13 protein-coding genes are annotated in these 12,112 nt (G+C 59.7%); all 13 read left to right on the top strand.

Annotated elements, in window-relative coordinates:
- The first annotated feature begins 138 nt into the window (after window positions 1-138).
- The 13 genes from F3J40_RS07875 (at window position 139) to F3J40_RS07815 (ending at window position 12,109) form a co-directional block, all read left to right on the top strand.
- Window positions 139-351 carry a Flp family type IVb pilin gene (locus tag F3J40_RS07875; RefSeq protein WP_017345936.1) on the top strand — a complete coding sequence of 71 codons (213 nt, stop codon included), beginning with the start codon at window positions 139-141 and terminating at the stop codon, window positions 349-351.
- A complete protein-coding gene (locus F3J40_RS07870) occupies window positions 351-908 on the top strand; it encodes an A24 family peptidase (protein WP_017345935.1) in 558 nt (185 codons plus the stop codon). The genes F3J40_RS07875 and F3J40_RS07870 overlap by 1 nt, the downstream gene beginning before the upstream one ends.
- A 36-nt stretch (window positions 909-944) precedes the next feature.
- A complete protein-coding gene (cpaB, locus tag F3J40_RS07865) occupies window positions 945-1,847 on the top strand; it encodes a Flp pilus assembly protein CpaB (protein WP_167013477.1) in 903 nt (300 codons plus the stop codon).
- 65 nt (window positions 1,848-1,912) lie between these two features.
- Entirely contained in the window at window positions 1,913-3,340 is a 1,428-nt protein-coding gene (locus F3J40_RS07860) for a type II and III secretion system protein family protein (RefSeq protein WP_167013475.1), read from the top strand.
- 13 nt (window positions 3,341-3,353) lie between these two features.
- The gene (locus tag F3J40_RS07855; RefSeq protein ID WP_017345932.1) at window positions 3,354-4,064 is read left to right on the top strand and encodes a CpaD family pilus assembly lipoprotein; all 711 of its coding nucleotides are present in this window, start codon (window positions 3,354-3,356) and stop codon (window positions 4,062-4,064) included.
- Window positions 4,061-5,263: a CpaE/TadZ family protein gene (locus F3J40_RS07850; protein ID WP_167013473.1), complete on the top strand. Its 1,203-nt coding sequence runs from the start codon at window positions 4,061-4,063 to the stop codon at window positions 5,261-5,263. The genes F3J40_RS07855 and F3J40_RS07850 overlap by 4 nt, the downstream gene beginning before the upstream one ends.
- A gap of 11 nt (window positions 5,264-5,274) precedes the next feature.
- Entirely contained in the window at window positions 5,275-6,633 is a 1,359-nt protein-coding gene (locus F3J40_RS07845) for a TadA family conjugal transfer-associated ATPase (RefSeq protein WP_167013471.1), read from the top strand.
- A 10-nt stretch (window positions 6,634-6,643) separates the two neighbouring features.
- Entirely contained in the window at window positions 6,644-7,621 is a 978-nt protein-coding gene (locus F3J40_RS07840; RefSeq protein WP_167013469.1) for a type II secretion system F family protein, read from the top strand.
- Between the two features lie 12 nt (window positions 7,622-7,633).
- A complete protein-coding gene (locus tag F3J40_RS07835; protein WP_167013467.1) occupies window positions 7,634-8,596 on the top strand; it encodes a type II secretion system F family protein in 963 nt (320 codons plus the stop codon).
- A gap of 35 nt (window positions 8,597-8,631) precedes the next feature.
- Window positions 8,632-9,465: a tetratricopeptide repeat protein gene (locus tag F3J40_RS07830; protein WP_167013465.1), complete on the top strand. Its 834-nt coding sequence runs from the start codon at window positions 8,632-8,634 to the stop codon at window positions 9,463-9,465.
- Entirely contained in the window at window positions 9,465-9,962 is a 498-nt protein-coding gene (locus F3J40_RS07825; protein WP_017345926.1) for a hypothetical protein, read from the top strand. Before F3J40_RS07830 ends, F3J40_RS07825 begins: the two co-directional genes overlap by 1 nt.
- Complete coding sequence (locus F3J40_RS07820) at window positions 9,952-10,551, top strand: TadE/TadG family type IV pilus assembly protein (protein ID WP_167013463.1); 600 nt, start codon at window positions 9,952-9,954, stop codon at window positions 10,549-10,551. Before F3J40_RS07825 ends, F3J40_RS07820 begins: the two co-directional genes overlap by 11 nt.
- Window positions 10,532-12,109, top strand: coding sequence for a hypothetical protein (locus F3J40_RS07815; RefSeq protein ID WP_167013461.1), 1,578 nt, complete (start codon window positions 10,532-10,534; stop codon window positions 12,107-12,109). Before F3J40_RS07820 ends, F3J40_RS07815 begins: the two co-directional genes overlap by 20 nt.
- Window positions 12,110-12,112 lie beyond the last annotated feature (3 nt).

Here is a 12,112-nt window from a genome sequence, read left to right as displayed (position 1 = left end):
CAAAAAAACGTGAAAATTAACGTATCTTAATCTTCGGCGTATTGCTGTTCTTGATAATAAGTCTCATTATTGTCCTATCCATTATCCGGTCTGATAGCCGGTAATGACCTTGCTAACCCGACTGAGAGAGAACGGAATATGAATCAGCTTACAGCAAAATTACAGGCGTTCTGGCGTGACGAAAGCGGCGTAACGGCGATTGAATATGGCATTTTAGCGGCGGCGATGGCAGCAGCCATTGGTGCCATCTTTGGTGACAACGGCGTGTTCGTGAAGGCGCTGAATGAGAAGTTCACCGAGATCGCCAATCAGATCAGCGGCACGGGTACGACCACGACCACAGGGAAATAATGGCCGCCTCACTGTGCATTCAGTGGGCAGCTAACGTATTGTTAATTTTATGTTTGTCCTGGTGTGTGGTCAGCGATCTTCTGCTCAGGAAGATCCCCAACCGGGCGGTGCTGGCACTGTTGTTCGGTTGGCTGGCGGTCGGTGGGCTGGTGACTGCCGGTGTGGTTGCCGCACCGCCGCACCTCTCGGTTGCGCTGCTTCAGGCACTGCCCGGTACGGGTATCGTTTTCCTGTTGGGGTTCTTACTGTTTCTCACCGGCAGACTGGGGGCAGGCGACGTAAAATTAATGAGCGTACTCTGTTTATGGGTCGGTTATGGTCATCAGCTCAGTTTTATTATGATGACGGCCATTGCCGGTGGCGTGCTGGCGTTGGCGCTGCCGTTATTAAACAGCATTCCTGCTGCCGTGGCCCTGTTAATTAACCGAATAAATCATCAGCTGCGTACGCAAATTGCAACGCCGCCCGTATTATCGTCTGATTTATCGCAGGGAATTCCGTACGGTATAGCCATTGCATTCGGTGCGGCTTATACCCTTATCTGGCCATTATTCTGAGGAAATAAACAGAAACTGGCCTGGCAGAAAATAAAAATGAAAATAAACTCGACAATGCTGTTGTCCGGGGCGCTTATTGTCGCCGGCGTGGTGGCGATTATTGTCCGCAGCCAGCTCTCCGCACCGGTTCCCGTGGTGCAGCAAGCGGTGGCTCCGGTCAAGAAAACCGAAGTGCTGGTGGCAAATCGCGATTTACTTCCAGGGGAATTTATAGAGGGTTCAGCGCTGCGTTGGCAGACGTTGAATGACAGCATGACCAGCGGTTTTTACTACGTACGCGGTCAGGCCAGTGAAAGCCAACTGGCTGGAGCCACGCTGCGCCATAACGTCCAGGCGGGTCAGCCGTTAAGCCGCGACGAAGTGGTAAAACCCGGCGATCCGGGCTTTATCTCTGCCGTATTGCAGCCGGGGATGCTGGCGATCTCAGTACCGACCGATGCCGTCGCCAGCAATGCCGGACTGGTCGCACCGGGCGACCGCATTGATATCATTCTGAGCCTGCGCCGCGATGATCAATCCAGCGTGACTGGCAGCACCACCGGGCCTGCTGCACCCGTGGTTGCCGCCCAGACGATTGCCCGCAATTTGCGCGTACTGGCGATGGATAACGAAACCTTCGATCCGCCCGCCAGTGAAGTCCAGCCGGGTGAGAAAAGCAAAACTGACGCAAACAGCGCACTTCGTCGTCGCCCTTATCGCACCGTGACGGTGGAAGTCACGCCTGCACAGGCGCAGTCACTGGCGGTCGCGAAAGAAGTGGGCATGCTACACCTCGCCCAGCGCAGCCTGACGGCAGACAGCGGGACGGAAATACCGCCGCCACAGGTCACCACCCTCAATGACACCACGCAGATTTATCGTCAACTCACCCAAACCGGGCAGCAGGTAAAGCTGTTCCGTGGTGACAAAACCGATATTCAGCAATTCCCGAACCGATAACCGCCGTATTGCCTGCCGCTGGCGGGCAACACTGGGCCTTAACACCTGACTCTAGTGAGATGAAGATGCGTTTTATTTCTGACGACGGCCGTCGTCTGGCCGTTAAACACGGGCTTTCAATGCTGCTGTGGTTGCTGATTGCCGTGACGTTACCCGCCAGGGCGGTAGAACAAGTAAACCCCAGCAGTGAAATTGACCTCAACCTGCATCAGGGCAGGATGCTGAAAATTGATGGCGAGCCGGAGAGCGTGTTAATTGCCGACCCGGATATCGCCAGCTTTGAACTGCCTTCCCCTGGCAACGTGTTTATTTTTGGTAAAGGTGTGGGTTCGACCACGCTGTACGCCATGGACAGCAACGGCAATGTGCTGACGGCGATCCGCCTGGTGGTACAGCACGATCTCGGTGCGTTGAAAGAGCGCCTGCGTCGTCAGTTCCCGTCTGCCGATATTCAGCTTGAAGCGGCGATCCCGGATGGGGTGATTGTGCGCGGCAGCGTCGACACGCCGCAGGATGCAAAAAACGTCATCGACAGCGTGCAGGCGTGGATCAGCGGATCGATGTCCTCGGCGCAAGGCGGTGGCGCAAGTGGCGGCGGCGGTGCCGGTGGCAATGCGCAGCCAGCCTCCAGCAGCAGTTCTCCAAGCGTGGTCAATCAACTGCGCATCCGTACCCCTTCACAAATCAACATTCGGGTACGTGTAGTGGAAGTCTCCCGCAAGCTGACCCATGAACTGGGCTTTAACTGGGATGCATCGCTGAATCGCGGTGGCAATACCTGGGGCTTCGGCAGCGGCGCGCTGACCAGCTTCTTTAGCTCCTCCACCAACACCTTCAGCCGTGATTCCGGCGCGATGTCTCTGGGATACAACACCAGCGGCAGCGATGGTTCCCTGAGTTCGCTGCTCTCCGCGATGAATTCACAAGGTATGGCCTCGGTACTGGCCGAACCGAACCTGACGGCAATGTCCGGTCAGACCGCCGCGTTTGCGGCCGGTGGTGAAGTGCCGGTGGTGCTGATCACCGATAACAACGTCAGCATCAACTACAAATCCTACGGCGTGATCTTGCGTATGACGCCAACGCTGCTCTCCGCGAACCGCATCAGCCTGCACATTGCGCCAGAAGTGAGTGAGCTGACCGACGTGGGGTCCGTCACCCTGAGCAGCGGATCAACCATTCCGGCCCTGACCGTACGCCGTGCGGATACCACGGTCGAACTGGCCAGCGGACAGAGCTTTGCCCTGGCGGGCATGTTGCGCAGTACCGCCAGCCAGACCGTTTCTGGTGTGCCTGGGCTCTCCAGCATTCCCCTGTTAGGTCGTGCTTTTGAGAAAGAGTCCACCAGTCAGGAAGACACCGAGCTGGTGATCATCGCCACCGCGTATGTGGTTGAGCCGGTCAATGCCGGTGAGCTTCAGACGCCAGGCAAAGGCGCGAAGATGGTTGATGCGTTCACGCCGCAATTTGGTGCCGCTGGCTACCTCTACTGACAGGGCAAACACGATGAAAACCTATAGCCATACCCGACTTTCCTTGCTGGCGCTCTCGCTTCTGACGCTGGTGGGCTGTGACAGCACCATGAACCAGATCCGTCTGTCACGTATCGATCAGCCTTCCCTCCAGCCGGTGCAGGTGAAACCGCGCGCGCTGGCGGTGAACTTGCAGCTCACGCCGGGCGGACAGGGATTGAATGATGATTCACTGGCGCTGCTCAACAAGCTGCTGTCTCAACAGGGCCGTCTGGCAAAACAGACGTTGACCATTACGCCGTGGAGCGTGCGGGGTGAACAACTTGCCCCTCGTCTGGCGAACGCGCTGGCCAATGCCGGTGCCGACAAGCGTTTGATCCGCATCCAACCGCGCATCCCTGCTGCGGGTCGCAGCGGCGATCTGCAAGTGCAGTCTCAGGCACTGGCGGTGATCACCCCTGACTGCCAAATCAACAATCCCGATGAGCTGATGGTGAAGCCGTTTGAAGCGGTGGGCTATCTCGGTTGCGCGAACCAGAGCAATCTGGCCCGCATGGTGGCTGAGCCACGCGACCTGATTCAGGCCCGTGCGCTGGATGAAGCCGATGGCGTGTACGTGGTCAACAGCGTCGAGCGTTATCAAAATGATAAAGCCAAAGATCTGATTAACTTCAACCTCAACTCCGGCGGCGGCAGTGGCGGCGGCGGTGGTGGCAGCAGCAGCGGCGGAGGATTAGGCCAGTGAGTGATGCAACCCTCTCCGCAGCCCAGGATAACGAACAGTGGGGCGCAGGCCTGGTGGCGTTTGTTCAGCACGATGCCAACACACTGCGTGACAACCTGACCCGTTTAAGACGTCAGGATGTGCAGGTTCACAGTGGAGGCATTCAGGCTGCCAGCCGCTGGTGTGAGCTGAATTTACCGCCGCAGGTACTGCTGGTGGATCTGGATGACGAAGCGCTGCCGCTGCCAGAAATGGAAACGCTGCTAGCGATCTGCGGCCCGACCACGCGCGTGATTGCGCTGGGCCACGCTCAGGATATTACGCTGTACCGTGCGCTGCTTCAGTTAGGGGTGACCGATTACCTGGTCAAGCCCTGCACGCTGGATCTGATTTCTGCCACCCTGGCCAAGTGTGAAGGCGGGCTAACCGGCCCGGAGTATGCCCGCATGGGACGTACGGTGGCGGTATTAGGGGCCAGTGGCGGCGTCGGCATCAGCACGGTCGCCATGGGGCTGGCGCGCCTGATGTCCCGCGAGCGCCATCTGCCTACCGCGCTGGTGGATTTTGACCGCCGCCAGGGTGATCAGCTGCTGCTGTTAGGCATGAATGATGATGCCGGGCTCAACGCGGTGCTGAGCAGCGCCCAACTGGATGCGCGCTTGCTGCACCGCGCCATGTTGCAGGTGGATAACCGTCTGCACCTGTTAGCGCAAAAACCCGATTTACAGCCGCAGTCGGCGGTGGAGAGCGAAACCGTTCTCAACCTCGGCGGGGCGCTGTGCCGCATGTTCAACCAGGTGTGCTGGGATCTGCCCGCCTACTTCCCGGAAGGCGCGCTGGACGTGGCGCGTCATGCCGATCTGCGCATTCTGGTCACCGGCTTAACCCTACAGGATGCCCGCAATGTGAAGCGCATCATGGAGGCGATTGGTGATGAGAGCGAAGGGCAGCGCCTGCTGCTGGTACACAACCAGAGCCGCTTCAGTGGCCCATCGCCGTTAAGCCGCAGCCAGTTCGAAACCCTTGCCGGGCACCGCATTGATCTGGAACTCCCGCACGCGGGACACAGCCTGACGCAAAGCCTGTCCATGGGACCGCTGGAGTTAGCGGCCAGCGCGCCTTTCCAGCAGCACATGCGACAGTTGGTGGATCTCGCCTGTGGTAGCCGTCCGCAACCTGAAAAGAAACCGTGGCTGCGCGGTTTGCTTAAACGTGCCTGAAGGAGAGCGTTATGTTGAGGCGTAAAACCCCAGTACGTGCCCCGGAAGCCGCGCGCCGCGCGCCGGAACCTACCGTAGCCGAGCAGGCCGTGGACGTTCCCCAGCCGGAATCCCGCCCGGCTGTACGACAGCCCACTGAGAGCCTGAACAGCCATCGTAAGCTGATCCGCACCCAACTGTATGATCTGATTGATGCAGGCCGTGCGGCGGTGATGTCCCGTGAGCGCCTGCTCCAGCAGATCCAGTCGGCGATCCGCCAACTGTGTGATGAGCAGCGCTTGCAGCTGTCGCGTCAGGAAGAAGAGGGCATCGCCAGTGAAATGCTGGATGAGATGACCGGCATCGGGCCCATTCAGCCGTTGCTGTCTGACGATACGGTGAATGACATCCTGGTGAACGGGGCCGGGCAAGTGTTCATTGAACGTTTCGGTAAGCTGGAACTTTCGCCCATCACCTTTATTGATGAAGAGCACGTTTTCAATACCGCCCAGCGTATTGCTGCCGCCGTTGGACGACGTATCGATGAATCCAGTCCAATGGTGGACGCTCGCCTGCCGGACGGTAGCAGGGTCAACGTGATCACCTACCCGCTGGCGATTGATGGCACCACCATTTCGATCCGTAAATTTATGCGGCGCAACCTGTCGCTGGAGATGCTGGCAGCCCAGGCCTGTATGTCTCCGGCGATGGTGGAGGTGCTGCAACGGGCGATGCAGGCCCGGCTGAACGTGATTGTGTCTGGCGGAACCGGGGCCGGGAAAACCACCCTGCTGAATGCGCTGTCGCAAAATATCGACAGCCGTGAACGCATCATCACCATTGAAGATGCCGCCGAGCTGCAACTGCAACAGACCCACGTGGTGCGGCTGGAAACCCGTCCGGTTAGCGCGGAAGGCAGCGGTAAAGTCGACCAGCGCGACCTGATGCGTAACGCCCTGCGTATGCGCCCTGACCGCATCATTCTGGGCGAGGTGCGCGGCGGTGAGTGCTTCGACATGTTGCAGGCCATGAACACCGGCCACGATGGTTCGCTCTGTACCGTTCACGCCAACACCACGCGCGATGCGATCCAACGTCTGGAGAACATGGTGATGATGGCGAATATGCAGCTGCCGCTGATGGCGATCCGCCGTCAGATTGCCAGTGCGGTGCACCTGATTGTGCAAATTGAACGTATGCGTGACGGGATGCGTCGCGTGGTGGCGGTCAGTGAAGTGTGCGGCATGGAAGAGGACGTGATCCAGATGCAGGATCTGTTCAGCTTCAAAATTCAGGGCAGCGATGCCCAGGGCCGCGTCAGCGGGGAGTATGTGCAAACCATTCAGCGGCCGCAGTTCTACAGCGATCGCCAGCATCTGTTTGCGCACTGAGGCGATGGTCATGAATCCTGCAAAACTCAATTTGCTGACCGCGCTGGTGTTCTTCAGTGCACTGTTCATTCTGCTGGCCGTGGGCTACTGGCGTCGCCAGCGACGCATTGAGCAGCAGCAGCGCGCCCGACTGGCGCAGATTTTTGGCCTCCAGCAGGCGGTCGCGGACAGCGAAGCAGACTCGATCCTGAAAAGCCACCAGCAGCTGCCGTTTGCGCGGGTACCGCTGGTCGGCAAGCTGGTGGTGAGCGTCAGCCAACAGCTGGCGTTTATCGGCTGGCAGGCAACGCTGCGCAAACGTATTGGCGTGCTGTTCGCCGTCTGTTTGATCGTGGGAATGTCCGTTGGACGCCACACCCCGCTGCCGTTGACCTGGGGAATGGTGTTTGCCTTCGCACTGACGTTGGTGGTGGGAGCTCTCCTGCTGCGCACCACGGTGCAGAAGCATCTGCGCCAACTGCGGGAAAGTCTGCCGGATGCGATTGATGCCATTACCCGTAGCTGCCGTGCCGGTGTGCCGGTGTCGAATACCTTCGGCCAGGTGGCACCGCACCTCAGTGGCCCACTGGCGCAGGAGTTTCGCACCATCGATCACTGGCTGCGCCTCGGTATTCCGCTGCGTCAGGTGATCCAGACCAGCGCCGGGCGTATTCCCATGGCCGAGTATCGCTTCTTTGCGGTGATCCTGATCATCAACCAGGAAGCCGGTGGCCGCCTCGGTGAAACGCTGGAACGCCTGACGTTAACCCTGCGCCAGCGCCGCGAACTGGCGTTGAAAGTGCTCTCCAAAACTTCCGAAGCACGCGCCTCGGCCAAAATCGTCGCGGCGCTGTTCCCCAGCTGCCTCGGCTACATGTATCTGCGCTCGCCGCAGGATTTTGACTTCCTGTTTAACGATCCCATCGGCACCACGGTCCTGATCTACGCCTTTTGCAGCGTGATGCTGGGCATGTTGATCACGCACCTGATGGTGAAACGCATTGGCTAAGGAGACCCTCGCATGTTGCACGATCCGCTGATCGTTATCGCCTTACTGCTGATTATTGTGGGCCTGGTGCTGGCGGTAAAAAGCCGCCGCGCGGCACGGTTGCAGCAGATGCAAGAACGGATTGCCGCCCAACTCGCCTCCGCTAAAGCGGAGGAAGACGGGATGTCGCCGCAAGAGAGCCTGTTGCGTAATCAGGGACGCGAGCTGTCGCCACAGCTGGAAAAGCTGATGCAATCCGTAGCGCGCTGGGGATTACAACTGGCGGGCTCCGATCGTGACAAACAAAAGCTACGACGCCTGCTGGATTTGGCGGGGTTGCGCCGTAACGAAGCGCTGGGCTGTCTGGTGGCGGGAAAATTTGTGGTGGGCGCATTACTGGCCCTGCTGCTGGTGTTTGGCGCCCTGGCCCCGGAAGACCGCTTTGGATTAACGGGCCTCGCGGCCGCGCTGGTGGGCTTTTTCGTGGGCGGCCTGCTGCCGGAGTTTTGGCTCAAGCTGCGTGCCGCACGGCGCGGTGAAAAGCTGGCCCGTGCCGTACCCGATGCGCTGGATCTGATGGTGGTGTGCGCTGAAGCCGGGCTCTCCATGGGGCGCGTGTTGCAGGTAGTGGCGAAGGAGCTGGGGCTCTCCTCCCCGGAAATGGCGGATGAGTTGCGCTACACCGCCGCTGAGCTGCAAATCCTGGCGGATCGCAACGCGGCGTTGCAGCACCTGGTGGAGCGTACTCGCGTCACGGAGATCGAAAGCATGGTCGCCACGCTGGTGCAGGCCGAGCGCTACGGTACGCCGCTGTCGCAGGCGCTGCGCACTATTGCTGATGAGAGCCGCAAAACCTTACTGCTGACGCTGGAAGAGAAGGCGGGCAAGTTGCCTGCTCAACTCAGCGTTCCGCTGATGGCGCTGATCCTGCCGCCCATCATCGCCATTATGGCTTCCCCCGCGCTGTTGCGGGTGATCCGTCTGTTAACGCACTAAGCGGTCCACCGCTCTGATATCAAACGAGAATACCGATGAACATGACATCTTCCCGCGCACTGCGCACCGTGATTTTACTGCTGGCAGGTAGCCTGTTGGCGGGCTGCGCCACGGGCGGCCTGAAAGGCAACAAAAGTGAAGGTCTGAAGCTGGCGCACCTGCTGCGCGATCAGGGGCGACTGGAAGCCGCAGCCGACGTCTACGCCCGTCTGGATGTGCGCGGCCTGTTAAACGGCCCGGAGATGCTGGAGTACGCCAGCGTTGCCGCGCCGGTGCGCCAGCCCGCTCAGGCGCTGACGCTCTACAGCCGCGCCCGCGATGCGTTGGGCGGATCGCTGGAGAACATGAGCAGCAGTGAAGCGCTGGCGATCTGCACCGGCATGGGCCGCGCGGAGCTGGCGCTGGGGCAAATGGGGCTGGCGCAGCAGTCGTTTACCTGTGCGCTGCAACGTGACAGCAAAAACGTCACGGCGCTTAACGGCGCTGGCGTCCTGCTGGATGCACAAGGGCAGCATGAACAGGCACGCCAGCGCTTCCAGCAGGCTTTGACGCAAGACCCAGGGAATATTCCGGTGATGAATAACCTCGCACTCTCGTGGCTGGCGAGCGGTCAGGCGGATCGCGCCATTCAACAGTTGAGCAATGCCGATGCGAGCAATCCGTCCGTGCGCCTCAATCTGGCGCTGGCCTGGCTGGTGAAAGGCGATGAGGACAAGGCCCGTGACGTGCTGAGTCAGCTCGCGGATGCCAGTCAAGTGGACACGTTGTTGACCAGCCTCAAGGCCCGTGCGGCGCAACTCTCCAGCAGCAGTAACACGCTGTTGATGGCGAGTACCCAGCCTCTCTCTTTGAGTGAACCGAATCCATGATGCGCGGCTGGGAACATGCCTGGCGACAAAACCGTGGGGTGGTCGCCACTGAGCTGGCATTTCTTGCCCCGGTGGTGCTGGTGGGCGTGATGATGCTGTTTGAGCTGGCGCGTATTGGTCTGGTGATCGGTATCGGCAGCGTGGCGCTGGATAACGCGGTGCAGTCGTTCCGCCTCGACGACTTGCAAAACGCCGATGTCAGCCAGATGGGTGACGATCTGCGCGCGCGCATGGTCAGCGCCAGTGACGGTTTTCTGACCGCTGACGACCTGTCAGTGAGTGTGCTGCACTTCAGCAACCTCAGTGAGATGGGGGGAGTGGCTATCTCCGATGAAAATCAGAACGGCACTGACCTACAGACGTTGCCGGTGTGGTCGGTCACGGTGCAGGTGAAAAAAGCCTTTCTCTCGCCGCTGCCTGAGATCCTGTCACTGGGTAGCACCTTCCGCTATCAGTACAAACAGGTGTTTGGCACGGAGCTGTTAAATGAAGAGTAACGGTGGGCTGCGCCGTTTCCTGCGCCAGCAGCGGGGCGTGGTGGCGGTAGAAACCGTGCTGGCGTTTCCCATTCTGCTGGCGGCGGGACTCCTGATTGCTGATCTCCTCACCGTGGTGCTGGAGCGCGAGCACATGGAACAGCGGGCTGGCGCGGTGAGTTCCGTACTGGCAATGCAAACCAACCTGACCCAGCAGGGGCTGACCGGTTTGATCAGTGCAACGCTGCCGGAAAACGGCGGAGGTAACTACCAGCTGACGATCACCAACGTTAAGCAGACCGGGGAAGTTTACTGGCAGCTCAATCGTGGTACGGCCACCGGCCTGTGCGCGGACAGCGATTTGGCCCCCGGCAGCAGCTGGCCGGGCAGCGATTTGCCGGAGATCGACGCCAAAAACGGCAGTGAATCCGTCTCGTTGATTGTGGTGCAACTGTGCCGTCAGAGCAGCGATCTCAAACTGACTACCGGGCTGGGGCTGAACCCGCTCCTCACGGCCTCTGCGGTAGGGCGCGTGACCGAAGGCACCCTGACGCTGGATACCGATCTGGCAAATGAAGCCGGAGTAAAAAATGACACCAATGAAAATTAAGTCGTTACGTGCCGCACTGCGCTGCTTCTGGCAACAAGAGCGCGGCGCGGGCACACCGTTTTTTGTCTTTGGCATGATGGCGTTGCTGCTGACCGGTGCCTATGCGCTGGACACCATGCAGGCAACCGGGGATGCGGCCCAGGTCAAACGTGCGACCGATGCCGCCGCGCTGGCCGTTGGGCGTGCCGCACTGGCGAAAAACAACAGCGAGTACGACAGCAGCGATCTGCAAGCGCTCGCCTGGCAATATATCCAGAGCAACCTCGGCATGAACACCGAGCTGGTGCAGCAGCTGAGTGAAGCTGACGTGGCGGTGAGCAGCGGGCGCAGCAGTAAGGCGCGCCGCACCTACACCGTGACGCTGAATTTCACCACCCACAGCACGCTGCTGCATCTGGCGGATAAGAGCCAGAGTATTTACTCCACCGCCGAGGTGATCTATCGCCCGACTGAAGTGGCGCTGGTGTTGCCTAACACCTCAACGGAAACCAGCAGTGAGCTGGCGGTGCTGCGCACGCTGGGCAGCCAGTTTGCCGATGATTTCCTGACCGGCTACACCGACCGTCGTCTGGCGCTGGTGCCCTACAGCCAGACCGTTAACGTCTGGGATGCTTCCCGCTGGAGCACGCGCATTCGTAGCTGGCCAATGAGCAGTGCCCTGACGCCCGTCGAGCTGACCTCGCTGTTTGCCAGCGGGCAGGGGATCTCCAGCCTCGCCAGTCGGTTAATGCCCGATCTGCAAACCAAACGCGAATGTTTCTATCGCGGGTTAAATGCAGGGGAGAACTACTTCTGGGAACAAGCCCCTGTGGGCACGTTCCACGTCAGCTATCGCGCCGATCTGCCGGAAAACGCCACCTGGATGCCCTACATCTCCTGGACCGGGCCGAACCCCATGTTTGGTGCTGCTAACGGCGTCAATGACACGCGCTATATCGTCGGTGACAAAGGCTGCCCGGATGCGCCGTTGTTGCCGCTCACTGACGACCTGACCGCCATCGATGCCCGTCTGGCGCAGATGAATTCCCAGTATAACGTCAACTACGCCATCCCAATGGGGTGGGCCGCGATGGCGCTGGCACCGGCGTTTCGTGGCAGCAGCGGCTGGGGCGATGACACCTACCCGCTGGATTTCAATGACAGCGGCAGTGGCAACATCAAAGCGATTGTGATGCTGGGGAACACCAGCGGCGACTGGTTCGATACCGACGCTTACAACGCCTATGTTGGCCAGAACATCGATGGCGTTAACGAGGCGGGGGATGAATACGCCGCCGCCACCGAACGTTTCCGCTCGCTGTGCACCAGCTTTCGCAATCGCAACATGCTGTTTTACTTCATCGGCGTACGCCCCGGCGACCCCAGCGACTTTGGCCGTACCTTGTTTGGGCAGGTGGCGGTGCCGGGCTTGCAGGCTTGTATCACCAACAACGGTGGCAGCATTCAGTTTGCGGATGCCGACAGCTTCGCCAGTGGCTCAGGGCAAATCAGCAGCGATCTTGATGACATTCTTGACGATATCAACCGACAGAGCAGTTCTGTACGCCTGATCGAATAACCG

The organism is Candidatus Pantoea multigeneris, assembly GCF_011752615.1.
Lineage (GTDB): Bacteria > Pseudomonadota > Gammaproteobacteria > Enterobacterales > Enterobacteriaceae > Pantoea > Pantoea multigeneris.
This window is presented reverse-complemented; position numbering and strand designations above follow the sequence as displayed.

Bases quoted from the DNA above. Each gene is read 5' to 3' on its own strand.
- F3J40_RS07845 (WP_167013471.1), top strand. From the start codon at position 5,275: ATGTTGAGGCGTAAAACCCCAGTACGTGCCCCGGAAGCCGCGCGCCGC.
- F3J40_RS07815 (WP_167013461.1), top strand. From the start codon at position 10,532: ATGACACCAATGAAAATTAAGTCGTTACGTGCCGCACTGCGCTGCTTC.
- F3J40_RS07840 (WP_167013469.1), top strand. From the start codon at position 6,644: ATGAATCCTGCAAAACTCAATTTGCTGACCGCGCTGGTGTTCTTCAGT.
- F3J40_RS07825 (WP_017345926.1), top strand. From the start codon at position 9,465: ATGCGCGGCTGGGAACATGCCTGGCGACAAAACCGTGGGGTGGTCGCC.
- F3J40_RS07855 (WP_017345932.1), top strand. From the start codon at position 3,354: ATGAAAACCTATAGCCATACCCGACTTTCCTTGCTGGCGCTCTCGCTT.
- F3J40_RS07860 (WP_167013475.1), top strand. From the start codon at position 1,913: ATGCGTTTTATTTCTGACGACGGCCGTCGTCTGGCCGTTAAACACGGG.
- cpaB (WP_167013477.1), top strand. From the start codon at position 945: ATGAAAATAAACTCGACAATGCTGTTGTCCGGGGCGCTTATTGTCGCC.
- F3J40_RS07870 (WP_017345935.1), top strand. From the start codon at position 351: ATGGCCGCCTCACTGTGCATTCAGTGGGCAGCTAACGTATTGTTAATT.
- F3J40_RS07835 (WP_167013467.1), top strand. From the start codon at position 7,634: ATGTTGCACGATCCGCTGATCGTTATCGCCTTACTGCTGATTATTGTG.
- F3J40_RS07820 (WP_167013463.1), top strand. From the start codon at position 9,952: ATGAAGAGTAACGGTGGGCTGCGCCGTTTCCTGCGCCAGCAGCGGGGC.
- F3J40_RS07875 (WP_017345936.1), top strand. From the start codon at position 139: ATGAATCAGCTTACAGCAAAATTACAGGCGTTCTGGCGTGACGAAAGC.
- F3J40_RS07830 (WP_167013465.1), top strand. From the start codon at position 8,632: ATGAACATGACATCTTCCCGCGCACTGCGCACCGTGATTTTACTGCTG.